General features: G+C 71.5%; 29 protein-coding genes and 1 pseudogene. 14 read left to right on the forward strand and 16 right to left on the reverse strand.

Going from position 1 to position 25,983, the window contains the following annotated elements; all coding sequences use genetic code 11:
* Positions 1–57: 57 nt before the first annotated feature.
* The 4 genes from ACFWXC_RS36025 to ACFWXC_RS36040 form a co-directional block, all read right to left on the reverse strand.
* On the reverse strand, positions 58–1,020 hold the full coding sequence (locus tag ACFWXC_RS36025) for an electron transfer flavoprotein subunit alpha/FixB family protein (protein ID WP_384485421.1): 963 nt from the start codon (positions 1,018–1,020) through the stop codon (positions 58–60).
* A gap of 52 nt (positions 1,021–1,072) precedes the next feature.
* Positions 1,073–1,861: an electron transfer flavoprotein subunit beta/FixA family protein gene (locus tag ACFWXC_RS36030; protein ID WP_351712967.1), complete on the reverse strand. Its 789-nt coding sequence runs from the start codon at positions 1,859–1,861 to the stop codon at positions 1,073–1,075.
* Between the two features lie 218 nt (positions 1,862–2,079).
* Positions 2,080–2,589: a flavin reductase family protein gene (locus ACFWXC_RS36035; protein ID WP_382545549.1), complete on the reverse strand. Its 510-nt coding sequence runs from the start codon at positions 2,587–2,589 to the stop codon at positions 2,080–2,082.
* 208 nt (positions 2,590–2,797) lie between these two features.
* A complete protein-coding gene (locus ACFWXC_RS36040) occupies positions 2,798–3,211 on the reverse strand; it encodes a TlpA family protein disulfide reductase (protein ID WP_384485424.1) in 414 nt (137 codons plus the stop codon).
* 106 nt (positions 3,212–3,317) lie between these two features.
* On the opposite strand from ACFWXC_RS36040, the gene ACFWXC_RS36045 reads away from it, so the two are divergent.
* Positions 3,318–3,734 carry a DUF4395 domain-containing protein gene (locus ACFWXC_RS36045; protein ID WP_384485426.1) on the forward strand — a complete coding sequence of 139 codons (417 nt, stop codon included), beginning with the start codon at positions 3,318–3,320 and terminating at the stop codon, positions 3,732–3,734.
* Positions 3,735–3,921: 187 nt separating this feature from the next.
* Positions 3,922–4,650 carry a lysophospholipid acyltransferase family protein gene (locus tag ACFWXC_RS36050; protein WP_384485428.1) on the forward strand — a complete coding sequence of 243 codons (729 nt, stop codon included), beginning with the start codon at positions 3,922–3,924 and terminating at the stop codon, positions 4,648–4,650.
* Positions 4,651–4,653: 3 nt separating this feature from the next.
* Here ACFWXC_RS36050 and ACFWXC_RS36055 read toward each other — a convergent pair whose 3' ends face one another.
* The 5 genes from ACFWXC_RS36055 to ACFWXC_RS36075 form a co-directional block, all read right to left on the reverse strand.
* Positions 4,654–5,355 carry a B3/4 domain-containing protein gene (locus ACFWXC_RS36055; RefSeq protein WP_384485430.1) on the reverse strand — a complete coding sequence of 234 codons (702 nt, stop codon included), beginning with the start codon at positions 5,353–5,355 and terminating at the stop codon, positions 4,654–4,656.
* A 10-nt stretch (positions 5,356–5,365) separates the two neighbouring features.
* Positions 5,366–5,959, reverse strand: a complete 594-nt coding sequence (locus ACFWXC_RS36060) for a transglutaminase family protein (protein ID WP_384485432.1) — start codon at positions 5,957–5,959, stop codon at positions 5,366–5,368.
* 86 nt (positions 5,960–6,045) lie between these two features.
* Positions 6,046–7,116, reverse strand: a complete 1,071-nt coding sequence (locus ACFWXC_RS36065) for a threonine aldolase family protein (protein WP_384485434.1) — start codon at positions 7,114–7,116, stop codon at positions 6,046–6,048.
* Positions 7,113–7,862 carry an SDR family NAD(P)-dependent oxidoreductase gene (locus ACFWXC_RS36070; protein WP_384485436.1) on the reverse strand — a complete coding sequence of 250 codons (750 nt, stop codon included), beginning with the start codon at positions 7,860–7,862 and terminating at the stop codon, positions 7,113–7,115. The genes ACFWXC_RS36065 and ACFWXC_RS36070 overlap by 4 nt, the downstream gene beginning before the upstream one ends.
* Before the next feature lie 38 nt (positions 7,863–7,900).
* Complete coding sequence (locus tag ACFWXC_RS36075; RefSeq protein WP_384485438.1) at positions 7,901–9,298, reverse strand: DUF6421 family protein; 1,398 nt, start codon at positions 9,296–9,298, stop codon at positions 7,901–7,903.
* A gap of 412 nt (positions 9,299–9,710) precedes the next feature.
* Between ACFWXC_RS36075 and ACFWXC_RS36080 the strand changes: the two genes are divergently transcribed.
* The gene (locus ACFWXC_RS36080; RefSeq protein WP_351712945.1) at positions 9,711–10,394 is read left to right on the forward strand and encodes a glycerophosphodiester phosphodiesterase family protein; all 684 of its coding nucleotides are present in this window, start codon (positions 9,711–9,713) and stop codon (positions 10,392–10,394) included.
* A 4-nt stretch (positions 10,395–10,398) separates the two neighbouring features.
* Here the strand turns inward: ACFWXC_RS36080 and ACFWXC_RS36085 are convergent, their stop codons facing one another.
* The gene (locus ACFWXC_RS36085) at positions 10,399–10,938 is read right to left on the reverse strand and encodes a GNAT family N-acetyltransferase (RefSeq protein WP_384485441.1); all 540 of its coding nucleotides are present in this window, start codon (positions 10,936–10,938) and stop codon (positions 10,399–10,401) included.
* A gap of 182 nt (positions 10,939–11,120) precedes the next feature.
* Between ACFWXC_RS36085 and ACFWXC_RS36090 the strand changes: the two genes are divergently transcribed.
* Positions 11,121–11,513 (forward strand): VOC family protein, encoded by a 393-nt coding sequence (locus tag ACFWXC_RS36090; protein ID WP_384485443.1) that lies wholly within the window; start codon positions 11,121–11,123, stop codon positions 11,511–11,513.
* 129 nt (positions 11,514–11,642) lie between these two features.
* Here ACFWXC_RS36090 and ACFWXC_RS36095 read toward each other — a convergent pair whose 3' ends face one another.
* On the reverse strand, positions 11,643–12,203 hold the full coding sequence (locus ACFWXC_RS36095) for a MarR family winged helix-turn-helix transcriptional regulator (RefSeq protein ID WP_384485445.1): 561 nt from the start codon (positions 12,201–12,203) through the stop codon (positions 11,643–11,645).
* Positions 12,200–13,855: an FUSC family protein gene (locus tag ACFWXC_RS36100; RefSeq protein WP_384485447.1), complete on the reverse strand. Its 1,656-nt coding sequence runs from the start codon at positions 13,853–13,855 to the stop codon at positions 12,200–12,202. Before ACFWXC_RS36100 ends, ACFWXC_RS36095 begins: the two co-directional genes overlap by 4 nt.
* A gap of 199 nt (positions 13,856–14,054) precedes the next feature.
* Between ACFWXC_RS36100 and ACFWXC_RS36105 the strand changes: the two genes are divergently transcribed.
* The 6 genes from ACFWXC_RS36105 (at position 14,055) to ACFWXC_RS36130 (ending at position 18,379) form a co-directional block, all read left to right on the forward strand.
* On the forward strand, positions 14,055–14,600 hold the full coding sequence (locus ACFWXC_RS36105) for a DUF5134 domain-containing protein (protein ID WP_384485449.1): 546 nt from the start codon (positions 14,055–14,057) through the stop codon (positions 14,598–14,600).
* Positions 14,601–14,695: 95 nt separating this feature from the next.
* A complete protein-coding gene (locus ACFWXC_RS36110; protein WP_384485451.1) occupies positions 14,696–15,631 on the forward strand; it encodes a M56 family metallopeptidase in 936 nt (311 codons plus the stop codon).
* Between the two features lie 55 nt (positions 15,632–15,686).
* Positions 15,687–16,355, forward strand: a complete 669-nt coding sequence (locus ACFWXC_RS36115; RefSeq protein ID WP_384485453.1) for a phosphatase PAP2 family protein — start codon at positions 15,687–15,689, stop codon at positions 16,353–16,355.
* Between the two features lie 107 nt (positions 16,356–16,462).
* On the forward strand, positions 16,463–16,804 hold the full coding sequence (locus ACFWXC_RS36120) for a twin-arginine translocation signal domain-containing protein (RefSeq protein WP_384485455.1): 342 nt from the start codon (positions 16,463–16,465) through the stop codon (positions 16,802–16,804).
* 52 nt (positions 16,805–16,856) lie between these two features.
* Entirely contained in the window at positions 16,857–17,579 is a 723-nt protein-coding gene (locus ACFWXC_RS36125; protein WP_384485457.1) for an HAD family hydrolase, read from the forward strand.
* 137 nt (positions 17,580–17,716) lie between these two features.
* Positions 17,717–18,379 carry a TetR/AcrR family transcriptional regulator gene (locus ACFWXC_RS36130; protein WP_384485459.1) on the forward strand — a complete coding sequence of 221 codons (663 nt, stop codon included), beginning with the start codon at positions 17,717–17,719 and terminating at the stop codon, positions 18,377–18,379.
* Between the two features lie 9 nt (positions 18,380–18,388).
* On the opposite strand, the gene ACFWXC_RS36135 is transcribed toward ACFWXC_RS36130, so the two are convergent.
* On the reverse strand, positions 18,389–18,919 hold the full coding sequence (locus ACFWXC_RS36135) for a DUF6214 family protein (protein ID WP_384485461.1): 531 nt from the start codon (positions 18,917–18,919) through the stop codon (positions 18,389–18,391).
* Between the two features lie 185 nt (positions 18,920–19,104).
* Between ACFWXC_RS36135 and ACFWXC_RS36140 the strand changes: the two genes are divergently transcribed.
* Positions 19,105–20,451, forward strand: a complete 1,347-nt coding sequence (locus ACFWXC_RS36140; protein ID WP_384485463.1) for an FAD-dependent oxidoreductase — start codon at positions 19,105–19,107, stop codon at positions 20,449–20,451.
* A gap of 126 nt (positions 20,452–20,577) precedes the next feature.
* Positions 20,578–21,930 (forward strand): nucleobase:cation symporter-2 family protein, encoded by a 1,353-nt coding sequence (locus tag ACFWXC_RS36145; RefSeq protein WP_384485465.1) that lies wholly within the window; start codon positions 20,578–20,580, stop codon positions 21,928–21,930.
* A 149-nt stretch (positions 21,931–22,079) separates the two neighbouring features.
* On the opposite strand, the gene ACFWXC_RS36150 is transcribed toward ACFWXC_RS36145, so the two are convergent.
* From ACFWXC_RS36150 to ACFWXC_RS36160, 3 genes and pseudogenes are all read right to left on the reverse strand, one after another.
* Positions 22,080–22,547, reverse strand: coding sequence for a MarR family winged helix-turn-helix transcriptional regulator (locus ACFWXC_RS36150; protein WP_384485467.1), 468 nt, complete (start codon positions 22,545–22,547; stop codon positions 22,080–22,082).
* Positions 22,548–22,795: 248 nt separating this feature from the next.
* Positions 22,796–22,906, reverse strand: a pseudogene (locus tag ACFWXC_RS36155) (tetratricopeptide repeat protein); the annotation flags it as partial.
* 74 nt (positions 22,907–22,980) lie between these two features.
* Positions 22,981–23,970 carry a pirin family protein gene (locus tag ACFWXC_RS36160; RefSeq protein ID WP_384485469.1) on the reverse strand — a complete coding sequence of 330 codons (990 nt, stop codon included), beginning with the start codon at positions 23,968–23,970 and terminating at the stop codon, positions 22,981–22,983.
* A 236-nt stretch (positions 23,971–24,206) separates the two neighbouring features.
* On the opposite strand from ACFWXC_RS36160, the gene ACFWXC_RS36165 reads away from it, so the two are divergent.
* Both ACFWXC_RS36165 and ACFWXC_RS36170 read left to right on the forward strand, forming a co-directional pair.
* Complete coding sequence (locus ACFWXC_RS36165; protein ID WP_384485471.1) at positions 24,207–25,238, forward strand: LLM class flavin-dependent oxidoreductase; 1,032 nt, start codon at positions 24,207–24,209, stop codon at positions 25,236–25,238.
* 19 nt (positions 25,239–25,257) lie between these two features.
* A complete protein-coding gene (locus ACFWXC_RS36170) occupies positions 25,258–25,974 on the forward strand; it encodes an NADPH-dependent F420 reductase (protein WP_384485473.1) in 717 nt (238 codons plus the stop codon).
* The last annotated feature ends 9 nt before the right edge of the window (positions 25,975–25,983 follow it).

Consider the following 25,983-nt stretch of genomic DNA (forward strand, 5'->3'; position numbering starts at 1 on the left):
CCACGAGGCCCCCGTGACCGGTGTCGGTCACGGGGGCCTCGGACAGCCTGGCGGTGATCAGCCCTTGCGGGTGTTGATCTCCTCGGTCAGCTGGGGGACGACGTCGAAGAGGTCGCCGACCACGCCGAAGTCGACCAGTTCGAAGATCGGAGCCTCGGCGTCCTTGTTGACCGCGACGATCGTCTTCGAGGTCTGCATGCCCGCCCGGTGCTGGATGGCGCCGGAGATGCCGTTGGCGATGTACAGCTGCGGGGAGACGGACTTGCCGGTCTGGCCGACCTGGTTGGTGTGCGGGTACCAGCCGGCGTCGACGGCGGCACGCGAGGCGCCCACGGCCGCGCCGAGGGAGTCGGCGAGCGCCTCGATGATCGCGAAGTTCTCGGCGCCGTTGACGCCGCGGCCGCCGGAGACCACGATCGCGGCCTCGGTCAGCTCCGGACGCCCGGTCGACTCACGCGGGGTCCGGCCGGTCACCTTGGTGCCGGTGGCCTTGTCGGAGAAGGTCACCGCGAGGGCCTCGACCGCACCGGCGGCCGGGGCGGCCTCCACGGCGGCGCTGTTGGGCTTGACCGTGATGACCGGGGTGCCCTTGGAGACGCGGGACTTGGTGGTGAAGGACGCGGCGAACACCGACTGGGTGGCCACCGGGCCCTCGTCGCCGGCCTCCAGGTCGGTGGCGTCGGTGATGATGCCCGAGCCGATGCGCAGCGCGAGACGCGCGGCGATCTCCTTGCCCTCGGCGGAGGAGGGGACCAGGACGGCGGCCGGGGACACGGCGTCGTAGGCGGCCTGCAGCGCGTCCACCTTCGGCACGACAAGGTAGTCGGCGTACTCGGACGCGTCGTGGGTGAGGACCTTCACCGCGCCGTGCTCGGCGAGGGCGGCGGCGGTGTCGGCGGCGCCGTTGCCGAGGGCCACGGCGACGGGCTCGCCGATCCGGCGGGCCAGGGTCAGAAGCTCCAGGGTGGGCTTGCGGACGGCACCGTCCACGTGGTCGACGTAGACGAGGACTTCAGCCATGGGAATGCTCTCCTGCTTGGATCGGTTGAGGGGCGGTCGGCGACTGCGGGGCTCAGATGAACTTCTGGCCCGCGAGGAACTCGGCGAGCTGCTTGCCGCCCTCGCCCTCGTCCTTGACGATCGTGCCGGCCGTGCGGGCCGGACGCTCGGTGGCGGTCTCGACCGCGCTCCAGGCACCCTCCAGACCGACTTCCTCGGCCTCGATGTCCAGGTCGGACAGGTCCCAGGACTCCACCGGCTTCTTCTTCGCGGCCATGATGCCCTTGAAGGACGGGTAACGCGCCTCACCCGACTGGTCGGTGACGGACACGACCGCCGGCAGGGAGGCCTCCAGCTGCTCGCTGGCCGCGTCGCCGTCACGACGGCCCTTCACGACGCCGTCCTCGACGGAGACCTCGGAGAGCAGGGTGACCTGCGGGACACCCAGCCGCTCGGCCAGCAGGGCCGGGACCACACCGGCGGTGCCGTCGGTGGAGGCCATGCCGGAGACCACCAGGTCGAAGCCGGCCTTCTCGATCGCCTTGGCCAGCACCAGCGAGGTGCCGATCACGTCGCTGCCGTGCAGGTCGTCGTCCTCGACGTGGATCGCCTTGTCCGCACCCATCGACAGCGCCTTGCGCAGCGCGTCCTTGGCGTCCTCCGGGCCGACGGTCAGGACGGTGACCTCGACGTCGTCGTCGGAGTTCTCGGAGATCTGCAGCGCCTGTTCGACCGCGTACTCGTCCAGTTCGGAGAGCAGACCGTCCACGTCGTCACGGTCGACGGTCAGGTCATCGGCGAAGTGCCGGTCGCCAGTGGCGTCGGGCACGTACTTCACAGTGACAACGATCCTCAGGCTCACGCCGGCTCTCCTACTGCATCGTCTTTTCTGGGCTGCCTCTTGAAGGCAGCATAGGCGCCTCAAGCGGCTCATCCCGGTCGGGGCGGCCGCGCGCTCCGAACGGAATATTACTCGTCAGTACACCCAGTTCATGCCCGCTAAGCAAGCGCTTTGAACTGTGACCTTCGCAACGCAGCGTAACCGGAATTCGACGCCTTCGCAGAAGGAAGGGCGCGTGATCAATCGCGCAGTCCGCTGAAACCGCCCTGGTGGTAGAGGAGCGGCCGGCCGGCGCGGGAGGGGTCTCCGACGACCACCTCGGCCAGCACGATGCGGTGGTCGCCCGCCGGTACACGTGCGACGACCCGGCACACCAGCCAGACCAGCACGTCGTCGAGGACCGGAACCCCCGCATGGCCCTCGCGCCAACCGGTGGGCGCCCCGAACCGGTCGGCGCCGCTGCGCGCGAAGGTGGCCGCGAGCTCGGCCTGGTGCTCGCCGAGGATATGGACGCCGATGTGCTCGGCGGTGGATATCGCCGGCCAGCTGGAGGCGCCCGTGCCGACGCCGAAGGAGAGCATCGGCGGCTCGGCGGAGACGGAGGTGAGGGAGGTGGCGGTGAAGCCGACCGGGCCGCCGGCCCCGCGCGCGGTGATCACCGCGACTCCGGCGGCATGCCGCCGGAAAGCGGAGCGGAGCAGGTCGGGAGAGGCGAGCCGGGAGGTGCCGAGGTCGGGCGTGGCCGTCATGGAGTTTTCCTTCTGGGGGAGGCGGCGTTCGGGTCCGGGGGTGTTCAGCGACCCGGACAGCACGCGCTCGCGGTGCGGGCCAGGTCGACGTGGACCCGCCCGAAGAGAAGGAGTTCATGGGACATACGGTCAGGCTGACGATAGGTGGTACGCCCAGTCAAGTACGTTCCGCGATATGGAAGCTGCCTCACCGTCATCGGCACGTCCGTCAGACCGCCTCTCCCAGCGCGGCGATGACGTCCGCCTTCCGGGGCTGTCCGGTGGCCCGCCGCACCACCCGGCCGGCCGCGTCGAGCACCAGCACGGTGGGCGTCTTGAGGATCTCCAGTTCGCGCACCAGGTCCAGGTGGGCCTCGGCGTCGATCTCGACATGGGTGACCCCGGGGACCATCTCGGCGACCTCGCCGAGCACCCGGCGGGTGGCCCGGCAGGGGGCGCAGAAGGCGCTGGAGAACTGCACCAGCGTTGCGCGTCCGCCGAGTTCGGCACCGAGTTCGGCCGCCCCCAGCCGCTTGCCGTCGTCCCGCCCGCGCACTCGTACCCTCCCGCTCCGCCGCTTGTGCAGCACTCCGTAGACGCTCGCCGCCGCGAGCACCGCCACGCACACCATCAGTCCGGTCATCACGGGCTCCAGCTTTCACGACGCCGCTCGCCACTTCGACCAGCGTTCACGAGACTGCAAAGATTCCCGGGTCCCCTATCGGCCTTCGGGGCGGAATCCTTGGTTCATGGACATCGACGCACGTGGGCCGCGATTCGCGGCGGCCGTGACGACGGTCGTACTGGCCGCCGCGCTGATCACCCGGAGCCCCTGGATCCTCGCCTGGCAGACGCTGGCGTTCGCGCTCGGCGCGGCCGCGGGCGTGAGCCGTTCGCCGTACGGCTGGGCGTTCCGGACGGCAGTACGCCCCCGGCTCGCTCCCCCTACGGAGTTCGAACCACCGGAACCCCCGCGATTCGCACAGGCGGTGGGACTGGTGTTCGCGGGACTCGGTCTGGTCGGCTTCGCGCTGGGCCCCGGCTGGCTGGGACTCGCGGCGACCGGGATCGCGCTCGCCGCGGCCTTCCTGAACGCGGCGTTCGGATACTGCCTGGGGTGCGAGATGTTCCTTCTCATCCGCCGAGTGGCGGTACGCGCAGAGTAAAGGCAGGTTAAAAATCCGAGGTGGATCATAGGCCGACGTGACGAGGATCTCGCCACTCCGGGGCACCAGGGCTGGCTCCCCGTCCGTTCTTCGGGCACGATCTGCGAGACGCCGTAAACCTACGGCTCCGTAACTTTCCCGCCGGGAGACCCTTTCCCAGGCAGAGCAGAAAGGGTCCGCCCCGCCCATGGCCGAGCTGGTCTACCGTCCCGTCATCGGTTTCGCCAAGACGCTGTTCAAGGTCTGGGACCTCAAGATCGACTGCCAGGGCTGCGAGAACATCCCGCGCTCGGGCGGCGCCGTGCTGGTGAGCAATCACATCAGCTACCTGGACTTCGTCTTCGACGGACTGGCGGCCATCCCGCAGAAGCGCCTGGTGCGCTTCATGGCGAAGGAGTCGGTCTTCCGGCACCGGATCTCCGGTCCGCTGATGCGCGGGATGAAGCACATCCCGGTGGACCGCAAGCAGGGCGAGGCGGCGTACCAGCACGCACTGGACTCGCTCAAGTCCGGTGAGATCGTGGGGGTCTTCCCGGAGGCCACGATCTCCCAGTCGTTCACGCTGAAGAGCTTCAAGTCGGGCGCGGCGCGCCTGGCCCAGGAGGCCGGCGTCCCGCTGATCCCGATGGCGCTGTGGGGCACCCAGCGACTGTGGACCAAGGGCCAGCCGCGCAACTTCAAGCGCAACCACCTCCCCATCACCATCCGGGTGGGCGAGCCGGTCGAGGCCCCGCGCGACCAGTACGCGGGCGCCATCACCCGCCGCCTGCGCGGCCGAGTCCAGGACCTGCTGGACGCGGCCCAGCGCGCCTACCCGGCCCGCCCGAAGGACACGGCGGACACCTGGTGGCTTCCGACCCATCTGGGCGGTACGGCGCCCACGCAGGAGCAGTTGAAGGCGGCCGAGGCGGTCTGAGCCTCAGCCCGCCGACTCGGGCGCCCGCACCTCGACACGCGCCCCGGGACTGAACTTCTCCAGCAGCTCGGCGAGTTCGGCGCCCGCCGACTCGACCTCGGCCACCGGCATCGGGGCAAGGCTCTCCAGCAGGAAGACGGCCGAGGCCGTCCGCTCGGTCAGGCGGGTGCGGGGACCCTGACGCCAGTTCCAGCGGCGGCAGGTGACGCCCGCCGCGTCGCACCACACGACCTCGCCGGCGTCCGGGTGCTCGACGGCCTCCTCGCCGCCCGCGACCGTCACGAAGTCCTCCTCGCCCGTGGCACGCACGAGGCGCATCCCGCCCTGGATGAGGTCGAGGTCCTCGCCGCCGACGGGGATCAGGTGGGCGACACTGATGGCGTTGTAGAGGTCCACCAGCAGGTTGATGCGGGGCAGGCCGCCGTCCGCGAGGGCCCGCTTGGCCAGCGCCTCGGCGGAGTTCCGGGTACGGGACGGCTTGGAGCCGAACGCCGTGTAGACCGCGCGCCAGGCCGCCATGTGCGGATCCTCGTGCGGGGCGCGCCCGTCGAGGCGTACCGCGAGCCGTCGGGCCGCGTCGTCGAGGAGGGCCGAACTCGCCTCGGTGCTGGGCCCGTTGACCAGCCCGTGGGCCTCGATCGCGAGGTGCGTGAAGCCGGGCGCGAGGGCGCGCACCTCGTCGGACACGGTGAGCGTGAGAGTCATCTGCCTTGCCTCAGAGTGCGGTGGGGAGCGTCTTCCACAGGTACGCGCGGTCGGGCGCCGCTTTCAGCGCGCCGAGCACGGCCGGGTGAGGTTCAGCGTACAGGACCGGATAGTCCACCTCATTGGACTCCGGGTCGGGGGTCCAGGCCAGCCGCTCGCCGTCGAGGGAGAACCGGGCGTCGACGCCGGGTTTGTTGCCGCGCGGGTCCTGCCGGTGCCAGCCCCCGTTGAAACGGACGGCGACCAGCCCGTGCACGACATGACCGGTTCCGTCGTCGTCCGCCAGCCGCTGGTAGCACAGGGCGGTGGGGATGTCCTCGGCGCGCAGCAGGGCGGCGAGGGCGTGGACCTTGGCGTAGCAGATGCCCGTGCGCCGCTCCAGCACGTCCGAGGCCCGCCAGGTGACCCGGGGATCGCCGGCATCGGCGGAGTGCGGGATGGCGTCCCGCACGAATTCGTATGCGGCCCGCGCATAGGCATACGAGTCCTCGGCGCCCGCCGCCAGCCGGGCGGCCGTCTCCCGGACCACGGGATGGTGATGGTCGATGACCTCGTCAGCGGCCAAGTACGCGGACAGGTCGGCGGTGTTCTGGATCAGCTCCATGGGCGCAGAGCATAGAAATGCGATCACCCGAGCGTCAATGACTTTTCAGGTGATCGCATATCTATGCACGGAACCAACGATCCTGGCTAGCGCGCCATCTCCTCCTTGAGCGCCGCCACGAACGCGTCCACGTCCTCCTCGGTGGTGTCGAAGGCGCACATCCAGCGCACGTCCCCGGCGGCCTCGTCCCAGAAGTAGAACCGGAAGCGCTTCTGCAGTCGCAGGCTCACGTCGTGCGGGAGCCGCGCGAAGACCCCGTTGGCCTGCACCGGATGGAGGATCTCCACGCCGTGCACCGCTCGGACGCCCTCGGCGAGCCGCTGGGCCATCTCGTTGGCGTGCCGGGCGTTGCGCAGCCACAGGTCCTTGGCGAGCAGCGCCTCCAGCTGCACCGACACGAAGCGCATCTTCGAGGCGAGCTGCATGGACAGCTTGCGCAGGTGCTTCATGTGACTGACGGCGTCCTGGTTGATCACCACGACCGCCTCGCCGAACACGGCGCCGTTCTTGGTGCCGCCCAGGGAGAGGACGTCGACGCCGACGGCGTTGGTGAACGTGCGCATCGGGACGTTCAGGGAGGCCGCCGCGTTGGCTATCCGGGAGCCGTCCAGGTGCACCTTCATGCCGTGCCCGTGGGCGTGCTCGCAGATCGCGCGGATCTCGTCCGGCGTGTACAGGGTGCCCAGCTCGGTGCTCTGGGTGATGGACACCACCTGCGGCATCGCGCGGTGCTCGTCCTCCCAGCCGTACGCCTGCCGGTCGATGAGCTCCGGGGTGAGCTTGCCGTCGGGGGTGGGCACGGTGAGCAGCTTGAGGCCGCCCATGCGCTCGGGGGCGCCGCCCTCGTCGACGTTGATGTGCGCGCTCTCGGCGCAGATCACCGCGCCCCAGCGGTCGGTGACCGCCTGGAGCGCGACGACGTTGGCGCCGGTGCCGTTGAAGACCGGGAAGGCCTCCGCGGTCGCGCCGAAGTGGCCGCGGACGATCCGCTGGAGGTTCTCGGTGTACTCGTCCTCGCCGTACGCCACCTGGTGGCCGCCGTTGGCGAGGGCCAGGGCGGCCAGCACCTCGGGGTGGGCTCCGGCGTAGTTGTCACTGGCGAAACCGCGGACCTCCGGGTCGTGGTGGCGACGCGCGTCGGTCTTCGGAGGGTTCACGGCTGTTCGGTCAGCCACAGACGGTTTCCGTTCACTTCGGGTGCGGACTTGCTCCAGACGCCCTCGACGGCCTCGGCCAGGTCCTTGACGTCCGTGAAGCCCGCGAACTTCGCGTTGGGCCGCTCGGCGCGCATCGCGTCGTGCACCAACGCCTTCACCACCAGGATGGCAGCAGCGGAGGTCGGGCCCGCCTCGCCCCCGGCCTTGCGGAAACCGTCGGCCATGGCGAGCGTCCACGCCTCGGCGGCGGCCTTGGCGGCGGAGTACGCGGCGTTCCCCGCGGTGGGCTTCGCCGCGCCGGCGGCGCTGATCAGCACGTACCGCCCGCGGTCGCTGCGCTGCAGGCCGTCGTAGAAGGCCAGGGAGGTGTGCTGGACCGTACGGATCAGCAGCTTCTCCAGCAGGTCCCAGTCGGCCAGGTCGGTCTCGGTGAAGTTCGCGCTGCCGCGCCAGCCGCCGACCAGGTGGACGAGGCCGTCGATCCCGCCGTGGTCCTTCTCGATACGGTCGGCCCACGCCCGGGTCGAGTCCAGGTTGAGCAGGTCGACCGTCTCACCGGTGACCACGGCTCCGCCGCCCGCGTAGCGGGCCGCGTCCACGGCCTCCGCCAGGCGCTCGGGATTGTTGTCGGCGCCGACGACGGTCGCGCCCGCCGCGGCGAGTCGGACCAGGGTCGCGTGCCCGGCGGGTCCGCCCGCCCCGGCCACCGCGATCACCGCTCCACTGAGAGACCCGTTGCCCGCCATGTGCTTCCCCTCTTGAGCAGTGTTCCGGAGACGGCCGCTCACGCGGCGACCGGCTCGGCGCTGTCCGCCGTGATGCCCTTGGTCTCGGCGATCACGTTCTTCAGTTTCTTGGACAGTGCCTCGTAGAACATGCTCAGCGGAAACTCGTCCGGAAGCACGTCGTCCACGAGCTTGCGCGGCGGCAAGGTCAGGTCGAGGGCGTCCGGACCCTTGGCCCACTTCGAGCCGGGGTGCGGGGCGAGGTAGGTGGCGACCAGCTCGTAGCCGGCGAACCAGTGCACGAGCTTCGGACGGTCGATGCCGTCCTTGTACAGCTTCTCGATCTCGCCGCACAGCTGGTTGGTGACCTGCGGGGCGCGCTCCCAGTCGATGGAGAGCTTGTTGTCGGTCCAGCGGACCACGTCGTGCTTGTGCAGGTAGGCGAAGAGCAGCTGGCCGCCGAGCCCGTCGTAGTTGCGGACGCGGTCGCCGGTGACCGGGAAGCGGAACATGCGGTCGAAGAGCACCGCGTACTGCACGTCACGGGCCTGCGGGACGCCGTCGGCCGCCAGCTTCACGGCCTCCTTGAAGGCGGTGAGGTCACAGCGCAGCTCCTCCAGGCCGTACATCCAGAACGGCTGGCGCTGCTTGATCATGAACGGGTCGAACGGCAGGTCGCCGTGGCTGTGGGTGCGGTCGTGGACCATGTCCCACAGCACGAAGGCCTCCTCGCAGCGCTTCTGGTCGTGGACCATGGCGGCAACGTCCCCGGGGAGTTCCAGGCCGAGGAGGTCGACGGCCGCGTCGGTGACCCGGCGGAAGCGGGCGGCCTCGCGGTCGCAGAAGATACCACCCCAGGAGAATCGTTCCGGCGCCTGGCGCACGGCGATGGTCTCGGGGAAGAGGACGGCGGAGTTGGTGTCGTAGCCGGCCGTGAAGTCCTCGAACGTGATGCCGCAGAACAGCGGGTTGTCGTAGCGGGTGCGCTCCAGCTCGGCCAGCCAGTCGGGCCAGACCATGCGCAGCACGACCGCCTCCAGGTTGCGGTCCGGGTTGCCGTTCTGGGTGTACATCGGGAAGACGACCAGGTGCTGGAGGCCGTGGGCGCGGCTCGCGGCGGGCTGGAAGGCCAGCAGCGAGTCGAGGAAGTCGGGCACCTGGAAACCGCCGACCGCCCAGCGCCGCAGGTCGGTCACCAGGGCACGGTGATAGCCGGCGTCGTGCGGGAGCAGCGGGGACAGCTCCTCGACGGCCGCGATCACCTCATCGACGGCCCGCTCGGCGTCCGCACGGCCCGGGGCGTCCTCGGCGTCGAAGTCGATCGCCCCGTCCTTGGACTGCCATGGCCGGATCCGCTCCACGCCATCCTTGAGCACGGGCCACGCCGGGTGCTCGACCACCCTGGTCACGGGAGGAACCTGCTCCTCCGAACGCACCTGCACAAGAATTTCCGTCATTACCCATCCTCCACGGGAGAACCTCGCGTAAGGACACCGTATGCATACGGGCTTTCTCCCAGCAAGGGGGCCCTCAGGAAATTATCCTGCGACGCTGCATCTTCACCGCGCTTTTTCCTGTCCGAAACCGTGAAGGCGCTCACATTCACTGCGACTGGTGACGAGGAGTCAGCTCCGGGGCGACGTATGGATCCGGCCGGTCAATGCACGGCGGGACGCGCCCACCCCCGGGTGACCGCCGACAGGGGCACGAGCCATACACCGCGCGCCCTGCGCACCAATCCCCCGTGTACGTACGGGTCCATCGCGACGGGCGGCCATTAGGCTGCGCCCAGCCGCGTGGACAGCGACGTCCCGTCGTACGGTCCGCGCGCGTGCATCCCCGCCGCCGTCGACGGAAGCGAGTTGAATCTTGAACTTCCTTACCATCGGTCACCGCGGAGTCATGGGCGTCGAGCCCGAGAACACCCTCCGTTCCTTTGTCGCCGCCCAGCAGGCCGGCCTCGACCTGATCGAACTCGATCTGCACCTCAGCAAGGACGGCGCCCTGGTCGTCATGCACGACGCGGAGGTGGACCGCACGACCGACGGCACCGGCCCGATCGCCGAGAAGACCCTGGAGGAGCTGCGCACCCTGGACGCGGGCCGCGGTGAGCGGGTGCCGGTGTTCGAGGAAGTCCTGGACGCGGTACGGACGCCGTTGCAGGCCGAGATCAAGGATGTGGCGGCGGCCCGCGCACTGGCCGAGCTGATGCAGCGACGGGACCTGGTGTCCCGGGTGGAGGTGTCCTCGTTCCATGACGAGGCCGTCGCCGAGATCGCCCGGCTGGTGCCGGGCGTGCGCACCGCGCTGATCGCCAGCCGCTACGGCCCCGACGTGGTGGAGCGGGCCCGGGAAGCGGGGGCGGCGACCCTCTGCCTCAACATCCGGCGGCTGACCCTGGAGGTCGTCGAGCACGCCCGCAAGGCGGACCTCAGAGTGATCGGCTGGGTGGTGAACACCCAGGACGACCTGCGGCTGGTGCGCGCCCTCCAGCTGGACGGCGCGACGACCGACTACCCGGAGATCAAACGCACCGCCCGCTTCACCGCGTGAGCCGTCACACCAGGGGCTTGACCAGCAGTTCGAACTGCAGGTCGGCACGTTGCGGGATACCGAAGCGCTCGTCGCCGTACGGGAACGGCGTCATCTTCCCCGTACGGCGGTAGCCGCGCCGCTCGTACCAGGCGATCAGGTCGTCGCGCACGGAGATCACCGTCATGTGCATCTCCGTGACGTCCCAGTCCTGCCGGGCCCGGCGCTCCGCCTCGGCGATGACCACCTTGCCGAGGCCGGCGCCCTGGAGGTCGGGGCTGACCGCGAACATGCCGAAGTAGGCGTGGGTGCCCCGGTGTTCCAGCTGGCAGCAGGCGACGACCCGGTCGTCCCGCTCGACGACGAGCAGCTTGCCGTCCGGCGCCTTGATCACTTCGAGGACGCCGTCGGGGTCGGTGCGCTGCCCTTCCAGGATGTCCGCCTCGGTGGTCCAGCCGGCCCGGCTGGCGTCACCGCGGTACGCCGACTCGATGAGCGCGACCAGCGCGTCCACGTCGGCGTCGGTGGCGTCGCGGAAGGTCGGTCCGGCGGCGGCGTTCTCCATGGGCGGGTTCTCCGATCTCGGGCAGGCTGAACCGGGCACGAGCCTAACGCCGCCGGTCGGCCGCCGGTGGTCCCGGGTGCGGGGTGCCAGGTGGCCGACCGGGTGCGGGGTGCCGGGTGATCGGCCGGGTGCGGGGTGGGGATGCCGGGTGCCGACGGCGGGTGGCGCTACGCTCCGGTCGCATGGTGCACGTACTGAGCAGTCGTACCCTTCTCCACCCCACCGACCCCGAGCGCTCCCGCGCCTTCTACGGCGAGCAGCTCGGCCTCGCCGTCTACCGGGAGTTCGGCACCGGCCCCGAGCGCGGCACGGTGTTCTTCCTGGGCGGCGGTCTCCTGGAGGTCTCGGGGCGCGCGGACGCCCCCGCTTCCCCCGCCGTGCAGCTGTGGATGCAGGTCGCGGATGCCGGTGAAGCGCACGAGGAGCTGGCTGCGAAGGGTGTCGACATCGTGCGTCCGCCGGTGAAGGAGCCGTGGGGGCTGGTCGAGATGTGGATCGCGGACCCGGACGGCATCCGGATCGTGCTGGTGGAGGTCCCGGCCGACCACCCGATGCGGTACCGGCCGGGGATCTGAGGGCACGCCCGGGTCCGGTGGCCGCTGTCAGTGGCGGGGGCCGGCGTCCGGAGACGGATCCCCGGCAGGGGGCCGGCGGCTCACGGCCGGCGCTGCAGCCGTCGCCGTACCGTCCATGGCATCCCGCGGTCAGGCTCGCAACGCGCCCATCCTGCCTTCCAGGCGCCCCAGCAACTCGGCGAGCAGACCGGCCAGTTCGCCCTGTCCGTCGGGGGCCAGGACGGACAGTACGGCCCTCTCGTAGGCGAGTTGCTCGGGCAGGATGCCGTCGACCAGGTCACGGCCCGCGTCGGTGAGGCGGAGGTGGGCGACCCGCCGGTCCCGGGCGTCGCCGCGCCGCTCGACCAGGCCCCGCTCGGTGAGCTGCTTGAGGCGTTTGGTGACGGCGGCGCCGGAGGAGAAGGTCTCCTTGGCCAGCTCGCTCGGGGTCAGCTCGTGGCCGGTGCGGCGCAGCGCGCCGAGCAGGTCGAACTCGGGGCGGCTGAGGCCCGCCCGGCGCAGCGGGGCGTCCTCGGCCTGCTGGAGCAGGGCGGCGCAGCGGTTGATGCGGCCGATGACCTCCATGGGCCCGGTGTCCAGCTGGGGATGGACGGCCTGCCACTGCCGGACGACAGCGGCGACCGTGTCGTCTCTGCCCGTACCCCCGTCCGCGTCGCCGTCGGCCGCCGGTCGTCCGTTGGTCGCCGTCATGGCCGTACGTCCTCCGTAGTCCTCGTGCCGTCCCAGGAGTGCGGTCCCTGGCGTCGTACCGTCGCGGCGAGCGTACGGTGTCCGGACTGCTCGGCGAGCACGACCCGCTCCTGGGGGAGTGCGCGCTGCCACCACTCGCCGGACGCGGCGTCGGCCGTGGCGCGCAGGTCGGCGAGGGCAGCGGACAGGGTGCGGCGGGCGGTCTCCAGGGCGCGCGGGGCGGGGTGCGGGTCGGCGAGCAGCCGGGCGGCCTCCTCCCGGGCCCGCTCGACGGCGGTCAGGGCGTGTTCGATGCGGTCGCCGGCCCGGCGGTTGGTGACCACGGCGGCGGCGGCGAAGCCGACGAGTGCGCCGACCAGGGTGTCCAGGACCCGCTCGGTGATCAGCTGCCCGGAGTCCTGGGTGCGGGCGAACTCGGTGATGAGCAGCGCCATCGGGGTGACGCAGACGCTGCCGAGCCAGTAGTTGCGGCCGATCAGCGCCTCGGCACCGAAGTTGAAGACGAGGCAGCTCAGTACCAGGACCGCCGGGTGCAGATGGGCGAGGGGCACGACGGCGGCGAAGACCAGGACACCGAGGAGGTTGCCGACGACACGCTGGAGGCCCCGGCTCCAGGTGAGGGTGATGTTGGCCTGGTAGAGGGAGGCGGCGGTGACCAGCGCCCAGTAGGGGCGGCCGACGCCGAGGGCCAGGGACGCGTATCCGGCGAGGGCGCAGCCGAGCGCGGTGCGGGCGGCGAGCGGGGTGAGCGGGCCGAGCCGGTGCCACAGCGGGCGGTGCGGTACGGCGCGTTCGGCGTCGACGCCGAGGAGTGCGTCGTCGGCGCCGGCCACCCGCGGGACGCGTCCGGTGCCGCGCAGCCCGCGGGCCCAGCCGCGCAGCCGCTCGGGGTCGGCGTCGGCGGGGGCGGCGAGGGCGACCTCGGCGCGGACGACGAGGTGTTCGAGGGCGCGGCGGGTGCGGTCGGTGCGGGCGCCGGTGGCGAGCAGGGACTGCCAGGCGGCCTGCACGGCGGCGGCCGCGGCGGTGCGGGCGCGGGCGTGGCCCTCCCCGGCACCGCGGGTGTCGGCGTAGGCGGCGGTGGCGTTCAGGGCCTGGGCGGTGGCCCGGCGCTCCGGGCCGTACGGGCGCAGCAGCCCGGGTGCCATGCCGACGAGCCAGGCCCAGGCGCCCGCGAGCAGGGCCAGTCCGACATGGCCGGGTACCTGGCCGAGGGTCCCTGGGGCGAACAGGGAGGCGGAGCTGATGAAGGTGAGGACCACGTTCCCGGGCGGGCCGACCCGGGTGGCGTCGCACAGCACCTTCTGCACGGCGGCCATCAGGGCGCCGACGGTGACCAGGGCGATCGCGTTCGTGGTGAGCGAGGCGGCGAGCAGGGCGACGGCGAGACCGCCGGTCATGCCGAGGACGACCCGGGCCAGGGTGCGGGCGCGGGCGGGGTAGGGGCGGTTGTGGCCGTAGAGGGCGCACAGCGATCCGGCCATCGTGTACATCGCCAGGTCGAGTCGGCCGAGGGCCAGCAGGGTCAGGTTGGGCGGGGCGACCGCGGCGACCACGCTGAGAGCGGGCTTGAACCAGATGTCGGAGGGCCGGCCGAGGCGCAGCGCACCGGCGAGGGGCAGACGGCGGATGGTCGGGGTCGCAGTGCTCATACCCATCAATTTAGCATGTGTTTTACTCGTAAATCAATTCGGACGTGCCGCACGGCCGGTCGTCGGCTACCTTTCGAACAGGCCACCCTCACCTGCTGTGCTCCGCCGAGTGCTCCCCGTGTACACCCTTGCGCTCGCGTGCGCGCCGTGCGGGCGGGGCATCGCATCCATCGATGCGACGTCGAGCGGGGAGGTGCGCGTGCACGGACCGGCTTCGCCCGGCTGGCTGCTCGTCGCGCTGTGCGCGGCGACCGGGACCTACTGTCTGCTGCGGATGCGCAGCAGCGTCGAGGAACAGCGGCGCGCCGCGGGCGGCGAGGCGCTGATGGGGTTCGGCATGGCCGCGATGGCCGTGCCCGCGACCGTCTTCACCCCACCGGTCTGGACATGGCCGCTGTACGTGACGGTGTTCGGCGCGGCCGCGCTGCACGCCCTGTGGAGCACCCGCGGCAGCATGCACCATCTGCACCATCTGGTGGGGGCCACGGCGATGGTCTACATGGCGGTGGCGATGGCGGCCTCCCCCGGCGGCCACCACCACGGCGGCGCCGGAGTGCCGGCGGTGACGGGGCTGCTGCTCCTCTACTTCACCGGCTATGTCCTGCTGTCCGGGGCACGGCTGGTGCCGGTCGCGGTGGCGGCGGCCGGGACCGGGACGGCCAGATGGGGCGACCGGCCCGAACTGGCACGGGCGTGCCGGCTGTCGATGGGAATCGGGATGGTGGCCATGCTCTTGGCGCTGTGAACGGCTGACAGCACGCGCGGCGCACACGTTGCCTGCGTCACTTTGGCGCAACGGGCTGTACCGCTGGGCGGTCCGCCGCTCATAGGGTGCTGGCCATGATGGTCCCCGTGGCACTGCTGCTGCTCGGCATCCTGACGGCCGTGGCCGGTCCCCGGCTGCTCGCCCGGGCCGACTGGACGGACCGGGAGCCGGTGGTCGCCCTGTGGGCGTGGCAGTGCGTGGTGGCGGCCGTGCTGCTGTGCTGTGCGCTGTCGATGACACTGAGCGCGGCGGCGGCCTGGCAGGCGGCGCGGGGGCAGCTGTTCGCGTCCGCCCCGAGCGCGGTCGCGGACGCCTATCCGCTCGCCGCGACCGGCCCCTGGGCGGCGACGACCGCGGTGACGCTCGCCTGCGCCGGGCTGTGGAGCGGGGCGATGCTGGTGCGCGAGATCACCGGGGCGAGGGCTCGGCGCCGACAGCGGCGGGCCGAACTCCTGCTCCGCGCGCCGCTGTTGCCCGGTGAGGAGGGGTCCGCCGACCGGCTCGTGGTACTTGAGGGCGAGCGCCCGGACGCCTGGTGGCTGCCCGGCGCGGCACCCCAACTCGTCGTGACCACGGCCGCGTTGCGACGGCTGAAAGGGCGTCAGCTGGACGCGGTCCTCGCCCATGAGCGGGGGCACGCCCAGGCCCGGCACGACTGGCTGCTGCACTGTTCGGCGGCGCTGGCGGGAGGGTTTCCGCAGATCCCGGTGTTCGCCGCGTTCCGCGACGAGATGCACCGGCTGGTCGAACTGGCCGCCGACGACATGGCGTCCCGGCGCCACGGCCGTCTCACCACCGCGCTCGCCCTGGTCGAACTCAACGAGGACCGGGGCGTGTTCGGCCCCGGCCCCACCCCGCACGCCCATGTCCCGCAGCGTGTCAACCGGTTGCTCACCGCCCCGGACCGGCTCCCCGCCCGGCACCGGCTGCGGCTGACCGCGACCGCCGCCCTGGTCCCGGTGATCCCGGTGCTGGTGGCGCTCGTGCCGGGACTGCGCGCGCTCGGGTAAAGCCGTACCCATCAGGGAATTGCCCTTCGGGCAATGATTCGGCAAAGATCACGTCATGCGCCCCCCGCCCAGCGACCGTCCTGCTCCGCTTCTCGCGACCGCCGTCCTCGCCCTCTCCTCGGCGCTGCTGCTCGCCCTCGTCGCCGGCGAGTGGCCTCCCCTGGTCGCGCTGGACGAGGACATCGCCGACGCCACCCATCGCTGGGCCCTCGCCGACCACGGCACCACCCATGTGCTGCGCATCCTGACGGACTGGGTCTGGGACCCGGTGACCATGCGTCTGCTGTGCGCGGGGGTCGCGGTGTGGCTGGTGTGGCGGCACTCGGCATGGTGGACCGCCCTCTGGCTGGCCCTGACCTGCGCGCTCGGCACGGTCGCCCAGCAGTCCCTGAAGGTCGCCGTCGGCCGCCCGCGCCCGCAGTGGCCCGACCCGGTCGAGTCCGCCCCCTACGCCGCCTTCCCCTCCGGGCACACCATGACGGCCACCGTGGTCTGCGGCCTGCTGCTGTGGCTGCTGCACCGCTGCGGCACCGGCCGCGCGCTGTGGCGGACGGCCCTGATCGCGGCGGGGATCTCGGTCGTCGGCGTCGGCCTGACCCGGGTGTGGCTGGGCGTGCACTGGCCCTCGGACGTACTGGGCGGCTGGCTGCTCGGGGCCCTGGTGGTGGCGCTCGCGGTGGTGGCGTACGAGTGGGAGCGCGACGACCGGGGACACCCTCACTAGCGGACGATCTCGTTCAGGGCCCGACTACCGGCCCCGCTGCCTACGATCGCCGGGCGGCCTCGGGAGACTCCCGCTCGGCCGCTGAAGGAGGGGGTACTTTGTCCAGCATGTCCAGACGGTCCCTGCTCGGCTACTCGGGGACGGCCGCGGCGGGCGCGGTGGTCGGCACCACGGCATCCGCGCAGCAGGCACAGGCAGCGGAGTCGGCGACGGAGACCGCGTCGGCGGAGTTTCCGGAAGGGACGCTCTTCAGCGGCGGCAGCACCATGGGCGGCGACGCCGATCTGTATCTCACGGTCAGGTTCAGCGTCGACACGAACGCCGCGGACGCCTCGGGCAACCGCATCGATCCCGTGGAACTCGCCGGTCTGCTCAGCGACTTCGCCGTCAGCCGCGGCTGGCCGGCCCTCACGTTCTACGGCACCCCGAAACCCGCCAAGCTGAACTGAGCACCCCCGGCGGCAGCCCGCGCCGGACAACGGCCCGGGTAAAGTCCGGCGCATGGCTGCCGTGCTCTTCGACTTCTCCGGGACCCTTTTCCGCATCGAGTCCACCGAATCCTGGCTGCGGGCTTCGCTCACCGAGTCCGAAGCGGGGCTCGCCGAGGCGGAGCTGGCCGCCACCGCGCGGGCGCTGGAGGTGGCCGGGGCACAGCCCGGCGGGGCGAACCCGGTGGAACTGCCCGAGGAACTGGCCGGGGTGTGGGCGGTACGCGACGAGAGCGCGGAGCAGCACCGGGCCGCCTACACCGGCCTGTCCCGCCGGGTGCCGCTGCCGGACCCGGCGCTGCACGACGCGCTGTACGAGCGGCACATGGCCCCGGACGCCTGGACGCCGTACCCGGACGCCGCCGAGGTGCTGCGGTCGCTGCGCGCGCAGGGGATCGGGGTCGGCGTGGTCAGCAACATCGGCTGGGACCTGCGCCCGGTTTTCCGCGCCCATGGGCTCGACGCGTATGTGGACGCGTACGTCCTGTCGTACGAACACGGTGTCCAGAAGCCGGACCCTCGGCTCTTCACGGTCGCCCTGGATGCGCTCGGGGCCGCGCCCGCCGAGACGCTGATGGTCGGGGACAGCCGGCCCGCCGACGGCGGGGCGGCGGCGCTGGGCTGCCGGGTGCACTTCGTGGACCATCTGCCGGTGACCGAACGGCCGGACGCGCTGCTGCCGGTGCTCGGCCTGGTGGGCGTGGCCCGCCGACCGGTCACGCCCACGCAGGCCTGACCTGTTTGCGCCGTCCGCCCGAGACGCTCCCCCGTGTCGCCCCGGACGGACGGCAGCCCTGAACAGGCCCCGCGCAGGGCGGTGCCCACTGCGTCGATTATAGTTGGCTGGCAGCCAGTCAACGCAGGAGTTCCAGCATGTCCCCTCGTAGCGCCTCGGTCAATGAAGAGTTGCGGAGGCGTTCCCGGGAGCGGCTGCTGCAGGCCGCGGTCGAGCTGGTCGACGAGCACGGTTTCGAGGCCACCACCCTGGGTGCCATCGCCGATCGGGCCGGGTCCGCGCGCGGACTGGTGTCGTACTACTTCCCCGGCAAGCGGCAGCTGGTCCAGTCCGCCGTGCACCGGCTGATGCACCGCACGCTGGAGGAGGGGCTGGAGCGCGAGCCCCGCACGGACGACGGCCGGGAGCGGCTGGCCCGCGCCATCGACGCCATCCTGGGTCTCACGCGCGACCGGCCGGTGCTGATGCGCCAGCACATGGCCGGCCTGCTCCAGGCGGAGGGCTTCGTGCAGTGCCCGGAGCAGCGCCGGCTGTCGGAGCTGCTGGGCGACACCGTCGCCCGCTACGGCTCGCAGGACGTCACGGCCGACTACCCGATGCTGCGCGCCCTGCTGATGGGGGCGGTGTACGCGGCGCTGGTGCCGGGGGTGCCGATGCCGATCCCGGTGCTGCGGGCGGAGCTGTTCGAGCGCTACGGGCTCGACTGGGAGCTGGGCGTGCCCCCGGAGTCCGCGCCCGCGACGCAGCCGCAGGACCTGTCCCGGTTCTTCGCCACGGAGGACCGGACCGGGTCCGAGTGACCGGCCTGGTCAGCGGCGCGCGTGCCGCGGCGTCAGAAAGCCCGCGTCGCGTGCCTGCGCGATGAGGCGGAGCGACCGCCGGCGGCCGTGCCCGGTCGCCCACATCACGGCGAGGACGGGGTCGACGCCCTTGTCCTGCGCGACCCGGTACTCCTGGGCGACCAGCCACCGCCCCTCGATGCCCCGCGGCCAGGCGGGCCGGGCGCGCCGCGGACCGACGGCGCCCGCCGCACCGTCCGCGCCTACGGCACCTTCCGCCCCTTGCGCACCGTCTTCGAGATCCTCCCCGCCGGGCTCCTCGTCCGCGTAGGACTCCATCCCGCACGCCCTGAACAGGGGTTCCTCGATCCAGTCGGCGAGCACCGTCAGATCGGCCAGCGACAGCGCGGGCCGCGCCTTGACGTCCTCGATCGACACCCGCCCGCCGGCCACCACGGCGAGCGCGTCGACCTGGGCGCCGTCCCCGAAGGCCAGCCTGACCTGGAACCACGACGTGGCCCCCGTGTGCTCCTGCACCTCCCAGGCGGGCGACACGGACACCGCGCCGTCCTCCGTACGCCGATCAGACAGATTGAGAAAGGATGCTTCTGGCACACACGAAAAGTAACCGCATGATCACACTCCATACGAGCGGACACGCGTCCGCTTCACCCCAGCGGCCCCTGTCGAGGCGGCCACGCCGGTGGGATGCTGGAGCCACCAGCCCCTCGGGCAAGGAGTCCCCCGTGTTGCGTGTCGCCGTCATCGGCTCCGGGCCGAGCGGGTGCTACACCGCCCAGAACCTCGTCCAGCTCCACCCCACGGTGGTCGTGGACGTCCTGGACCGGCTGCCGTGCCCGTACGGACTGGTGCGGTACGGAGTCGCCCCGGACCACGAGAAGATCAAGTCGCTGCAGGGCAACCTGCGCACGGTCCTCGAACACGAGCGGGTGCGGTTCCTCGGCGGGGTCCGGATCGGCGACGGTCCCGGCGAACTCCCGGTGGAGCGGCTGCGCGAGCTGTACCACGCGGTGGTGTACTGCGTGGGCGCCGCCGGCGACCGGCGGCTCGGCATCCCGGGCGAGGAGCTGCCGGGCAGCTGGTCGGCGACCGAGTTCGTGTCCTGGTACAGCGCGCATCCGGACGCCGTCGACACCGGTTTCGTGCGCGACGCCCGCTCGGCGGTGGTCATCGGCGTCGGCAACGTCGCGGTGGACGTGGCCCGGATGCTGGCCCGGGGCGTGGCGGAGCTGAGCCCGACCGACATGCCGCAGGCGGCGCTGACCGCGCTGGCGGCGAGCCGGATAAGAGAGGTCCACGTGGTGGGCCGGCGCGGCCCGTCCCAGGCCCGCTTCACCACCAAGGAACTGCGCGAGCTGGGCGCCCTGCCGGACACCGAAGTCCGCGTGGATCCGGACGAGCTGGCGCTCGACCCGGCCTACGCCGACCCGTCCGCGCTGCCCGCCGCGCAGCGCCGCAACGTGGAGGTGCTGCGCGGCTGGGACGCGGCCGGCGCCCGGGGTGCGGGGCGCCGTATCTGGCTGCGGTTCTTCCTGCGTCCGGTCGAACTGCTCGCGGACGGCGGGCGGGTGGGCGCGGTGCGCTTCGAGCGGACGGAGCCGGACGAGCACGGCGGGGTGCGGGGCACCGGGCGGTACGAGACCGTCGACGCGCAGTTGGTGCTGCGCTCGGTGGGCTATCGCGGAGTACCGCTGGCCGGGCTCCCGTTCGACCCGGGGACCGGCACCGTGCCGCATGCGGCGGGCCGGGTCCTGCACGGTCCGGCCGGAGCGCCGGGCGACTACGTGGCCGGCTGGATCAAACGCGGCCCGACCGGTGTCATCGGCACCAACCGGCCCGACGCCAAGGAGACGGTGACCTCCCTCCTGGCGGACGCGCCCGTGCTGCTCGGCAGGGAGGTACCGGAGGATCCGGTCACGGCGCTGCGCGCGCTGGGCATCGAGCCGGTCGCATGGTCGGGCTGGCAGGCGATCGAGCGGGCCGAGGCGGCGCTCGGCGCCCGGCTCGGCCGCAGCGTGGTCAAACTGGCGGACTGGGACACGCTGCTGACGGCGGCGCGGTCGGGGGCGTAGCGGACTCGACCGCGACCAGGTGGGCAGGACACGTATCGGCAACACCGCGGAAATCAACAAACTGTTCAATCCGCTTACGGTCTGGTCCTGACCGGATGTCGTCCCCGCCGCCGCTCTGGAGTCCCCGTGTCCACCACCGCCGCTCCCGTCCCCTCCCCCGCCCATCCCGTCGACGAGGTCCCACCCGTACGGCAGTTGGCCGCCTTCGGCCTGCAGCATGTGCTCGCGATGTACGCGGGTGCCGTCGCCGTCCCGCTGATCGTGGGCGGTGCGATGAAGCTGTCGCCCGCCGACCTGGCGTATCTGATCACCGCCGACCTGCTGGTGTGCGGGGTCGCGACGCTCATCCAGTGCGTCGGCTTCTGGCGCTTCGGCGTCCGGCTGCCGATCATGCAGGGCTGCACGTTCGCGGCGGTGTCGCCGATGGTCCTCATCGGTACGACGGGCGGCGGACTGCCCGCGATCTACGGCTCGGTGATCGTCGCGGGTCTGGCGATCATGCTGCTGGCCCCGGTCTTCGGAAAGCTGCTGCGCTTCTTCCCGCCGCTGGTCACCGGCACGGTGATCCTGATCATCGGCGTCTCGCTGCTGCCGGTCGCGGGCAACTGGGCGGCGGGCGGCGCCGGTGCGAAGGACTTCGGGGAGCCGAAGAACCTGGCGCTGGCGGCCTTCGTGCTCGCGGTGGTGATAGGCGTGCAGCGGTTCGCCCCCGCCTACCTCGCCCGGATCGCGGTCCTGATCGGCATCGCGGTGGGCCTGGCCGTGGCGGTGCCCTTCGGGTTCACGGACTTCAGCGGGGTCGGCGACGCGGACTGGCTGGGCATCAGCACGCCGTTCCACTTCGGGACGCCGACGTTCAAGGCGTCCGCGATCGTCTCCATGCTGGTGGTGGCCCTGGTCACCATGACGGAGACGACGGGTGACCTGATCGCGGTGGGCGAGATGACCGGCCGCAAGGTCGAGCCGCGCCCCCTCTCCGACGGTCTGCGCGCCGACGGCCTCTCGACCGTCCTGGGCGGTGTCTTCAACACGTTCCCGTACACGGCGTTCGCCCAGAACGTGGGCCTGGTCGGGATGACCCGGGTGCGCAGCCGCTGGGTGGTCGCGGCGGCCGGCGGCATCCTGGTCCTGCTCGGCCTGCTGCCCAAGCTGGGCGCGGTGGTCGCGGCCGTACCGGCTCCGGTGCTCGGCGGCGCGGGCCTGGTGATGTTCGGGACGGTCGCGGCGAGCGGCCTGCGCACGCTCGCGGCCGTCGACTTCAACGGCAACAACAACCTGACCGTGGTGGCCGTCTCGGTGGCGGTCGGGGTACTGCCGGTGGGGGTGCCGACGGTCTACGAGAAGTTCCCCGACTGGTTCCAGACGGTGATGAACAGCGGTATCAGCGCGGGCTGCCTGACGGCGATCGTCCTGAACCTGCTCTTCAACCACCTTCCGGCGAAGGCGGGTGCGGACTCGCAGGCGGTGAAGGCCGCGTAGGAGATCGCCCGGGTCCGGGCCGACCACTCACCGCCGCGCGGACCGCCGGCGGTGATCTTCCTTGCAGTCATTTCGACAGTCCCCCTCCGAGAGGAGAACATTTTCTTGATGCGTCAACGATCCGATTCTGGTCGCCCCCCGGGCCGCGATCAGGTCGGGTCCTCGTCCAGCTTCTCCACCACGCGGTCGGAGAGCTGAGCCAGCATCCGCAGCTCCGCCGGCGTGACATGGTCGAGGAACAGTTCGCGCACCGCCTCCACATGCCGCGGTGCGGCCGCCTCGATCGCCTCGCACCCCTCCTCCGTGATCACCACGAAGGCGCCGCGGCCATCCTCGGCGCACTCGTCCCGAACCACCAGCCCGCGCTTCACCATGCGGGCGACGTGATGGGACATCCGGCTCTTCTCCCATTCCAGAGCCCGGGCGAGATCCAGGATCCTCCGTCGCCCGTCCGGTGCGTCCGTCAGCTCGACCAGCACCCCGAAGTCCGCGGCCGACACATTCGACTCCGTCGACATCAGGCGCGACAACCGGCCCCGCAGCCTGTCGTTCAGCCGGAGGAAGCTCCGCCACGCATGCTGCTCGTCCGCCGTCAACCAACGCACCCTCTCGCCCATGAGCCGAGTGTAAGCGTGGTTGACATTTCATCGAACCCTGCCGCGACGAGCTCGTCCCGTGGCTGACACCCTACATATGGTTGATGTGTCATCTTAATCGCACGGGCTTCCCGCCGCATGGCCGAGGAGGTCCCGTGAACACGTCACCAGCGAGCGGCGGCCCCATCGCACTGATCGACCACCGCCGCTCCCGTACGAGCGCCAAGCCCCCTACTGCCGTGACTGGACGACGCCCCACGGGTCTCCCGTTGTGCCGGGTCGCGCTCGACGATGGCGCGCAACTGGTCCTCGGGGCGCCGTAGTTGGGCGGAGTGGCAGGAGGCACGGGCCAACAGCGGTCGGGGGCCGGTCTGTTCCGGAGGTGATACGTCAGCCATGCCCGTCGTGGGCGCTCGCGCCCGCCCGTATTCCGCTCACCGTCCGCGCCGGGGTTTCAGCGGCGTGGCGGATTCCCGCGCGGGGTGATGACGGCGTTCGGCAAGGCGGGGGCGGGAAGGCGGCGTCCGGGGTAGCCGTCGACGGTCCCGAAGCGGTCGGAGGACGCCTCCCAGTCCGCTCGGGCCCGGACGATGTCGTCATGGCTCCGGCCGATGAAGTTCCACCACATGACGATCTCCTCCTCGAAAGGCGGTCCTCCGAGCAGGATCGTCCGCGCCGGGCCGTCCGACTCGTTCACCAGCGTCAGGGTGTCCGCACCACAGGGGACGTATCCCAGTTCGGCCGGCCGGATCACGGTGTCGACCAGGCGGACGTCCCCGCTGTCCACGAGGAGGCCGTGCTCGAAGTCGGGCGCCACGGTGAGGGTGACCGTCGCACGCGGTTCGAGAACGACCTCTGCTCCGAGGAGGGGGGTGAAGCTTCGTACCGGGGAAGCGCTGCCGGCTAGCGAGCCCAGGAAGACCCTGATCTCCGCCCCGTCGACTCGCGCGGGTTCCGGCACGTAGTGCTGGAAGTCCCGGTCGGCGGCACGGTGCCGCCCGGGCAGTGCCACCCACAGTTGCACCCCGTGGAGGACGGTGGTGCCCGGGGTGGAGACCTCCGAGTGGGCGATGCCGCGACCGCCGGTCATGAGGTTCATCTCTCCGGGACGGATCAGGGCATGGGTGCCGAGGCTGTCACGATGCTCGATCTCGCCGCTGAACAGCCAGCTCACCGTCTGCAGTCCGGTGTGCGGATGCGGGGCGACGTCCATGCCGCCCGCGGCGGCCACATCGACGGGGCCGTAGTGGTCGGCGAAGCACCAGGCCCCGATCAGCGTCCGGGCTCGCTGGGGCAGCGTCCGACGCACGAGCAGCGCACGCGGGCCGCCCAGGGGCACCTCTCGCGCCGACAGCACATCAACCTGGGGCGCTCCGGCCGGCCGGTTCCCGTCGACCGGGGCACCACACCGCAACTCCGCAGGCCGGGTTTCCACATTGCTCATGGGGAGCACCTCCCGCACACTTTGGTTGTCGTATCAACTATCATGCCATGAAGACAGCCCAGACGGCACACGGAGCCGTGATCGAGGCCGGACTCGACCGCGACCACCGGCCGGTGGGACATGCCGTGCACCGTGCCGCAGGCACGACAGCTCCGCTCTGGTCGACATATCAACTACATTCCCCGGGGTGAAAGTCACCCCGCGGGTGAACCGACCACTCACGAAGGGGTCCACCCATGTCTGATCTCGTCTTCGGCCTGGACACGTTCGGCGATGTGCCGGAAGACGACTCCGGCAACCCGGTCTCCGACGCCCGCGCCATCCGGCAGGTCCTCGACGAGGCCGTGCTCGCGGAGGAGACCGGTGTCGACGTCATCGCCCTCGGTGAACACCACCGCCCGGAGTTCGCGATCTCGACCCCGGAGACCGTCCTCGCCGGCATCGCGACCCGCACCAGCCGCATCCGCCTGTCCTCCGGCGTGACCGTGCTGAGTTCCGACGACCCGGTCCGGGTGTTCCAGCGGTTCGCGACCGTGGACGCCCTCTCGAACGGCCGGGCCGAGGTCATCCTGGGCCGCGGCTCCTTCACCGAGTCGTTCCCGCTCTTCGGCTACGACCTCGCCGACTACGACGTGCTGTTCGAGGAGAAGATCGAGCTCTTCGCCAAGCTGCTGGAGGAGAAGCCGGTCACCTGGAGCGGCACCAAGCGGGCATCGCTCAAGGACGCCGACGTCTTCCCCAAGACCGAGTCCGGGCACCTGAGCACCTGGGTCGGTGTCGGAGGTTCGCCCCAGTCGGTCATCCGCACCGCCCGCTACGGTTTCCCGCTGATGATCGCCATCATCGGCGGTGCCCCAGAGCGCTTCACGCCGTACATCGACCTCTACCAGCGCGCCACCGATCAGTTCGGCACGACCGCTCACCCGGTCGGCATGCACTCGCCCGGCTTCATCGCCGACACGGACGAGGAGGCCAAGGAAGCGCACTGGCGGCACTACAAGGTCATCCGGGACCGCATCGGCTCACTGCGGGGCTGGCCGCCGATCCGCAAGGAGGAGTACGAGGCGGAGATCGAGCGCGGCTCCCTCTACATAGGGTCGCCGGAGACGGTCGCCCGCAAGATGGCCCGTGCGATCAAAGCACTCGGTGTCGGCCGTTTCGACCTCATCTACACCACGGGCGCGCAGCCGATCAGCGCTCGCCTGCGCGCGGTCGAGTTGTACGGCACCAAGGTCATCCCGATGGTCCGCGACCTCCTCGCGGACTGACACCAGGAACGGAGAAGAGATGCCCGCCGCCACCGTCCGCACCGTCGGCATCCTGGGGGCCGGAAAGGTCGGCACCGTGCTGGCCCGCCTGGCCCTGGCCGCCGGCTACCGCGTGTTCGTCGCGGGATCGGGCGATCCCGCCGAAATCGCCCTCACCGTCGAAGTCCTCACCCCCGGCGCGGTCCCGGTGACCGCGGCGGAGGCCGCTGCGGGGGCGGATGCCGTCATCCTGGCCCTTCCGCTCGGCAAGTACCGCAGCGTGCCCGCCGACGCCCTGCACGGCAAGCTCGTCATCGACGCGATGAACTACTGGTGGGAGGTCGACGGCAGCCGCGAGGACCTCACCGACCCGCTCACCTCTTCGAGCGAGACCGTGCAGGCGTACCTGGCCCAAGCACGCGTGGTCAAGGCGTTCAACCACATGGGCTACCACGACCTGGAGGACGGGGCTCGGCCCGAGGGAGCACCGGATCGCAGGGCGATCGCGATCGCCGGCGACGATCCGGACGACCTCGCCACGGTGGCCGGCCTCGTCGACGCGTTCGGATTCACTCCCGTCGTCGCAGGCCCGCTCGCCGAAGGGGTACGACTCGAACCGGGCACCGAGCCCTTCGGCGCCGACGTCGGCGCCGAAGAACTGCGCGCGATGCTCGACCGCTTCTCGGCATCGGAGCGAGGACGGGCCGTGATCAGTGCGCGGACCGCGGCTTCGGCACGGGGTGAGGACGCGGCCTGACCACCGGCC

This window comes from Streptomyces sp. NPDC058683 (genome assembly GCF_042716195.1).
Classification (GTDB): Bacteria; Actinomycetota; Actinomycetes; order Streptomycetales; family Streptomycetaceae; genus Streptomyces.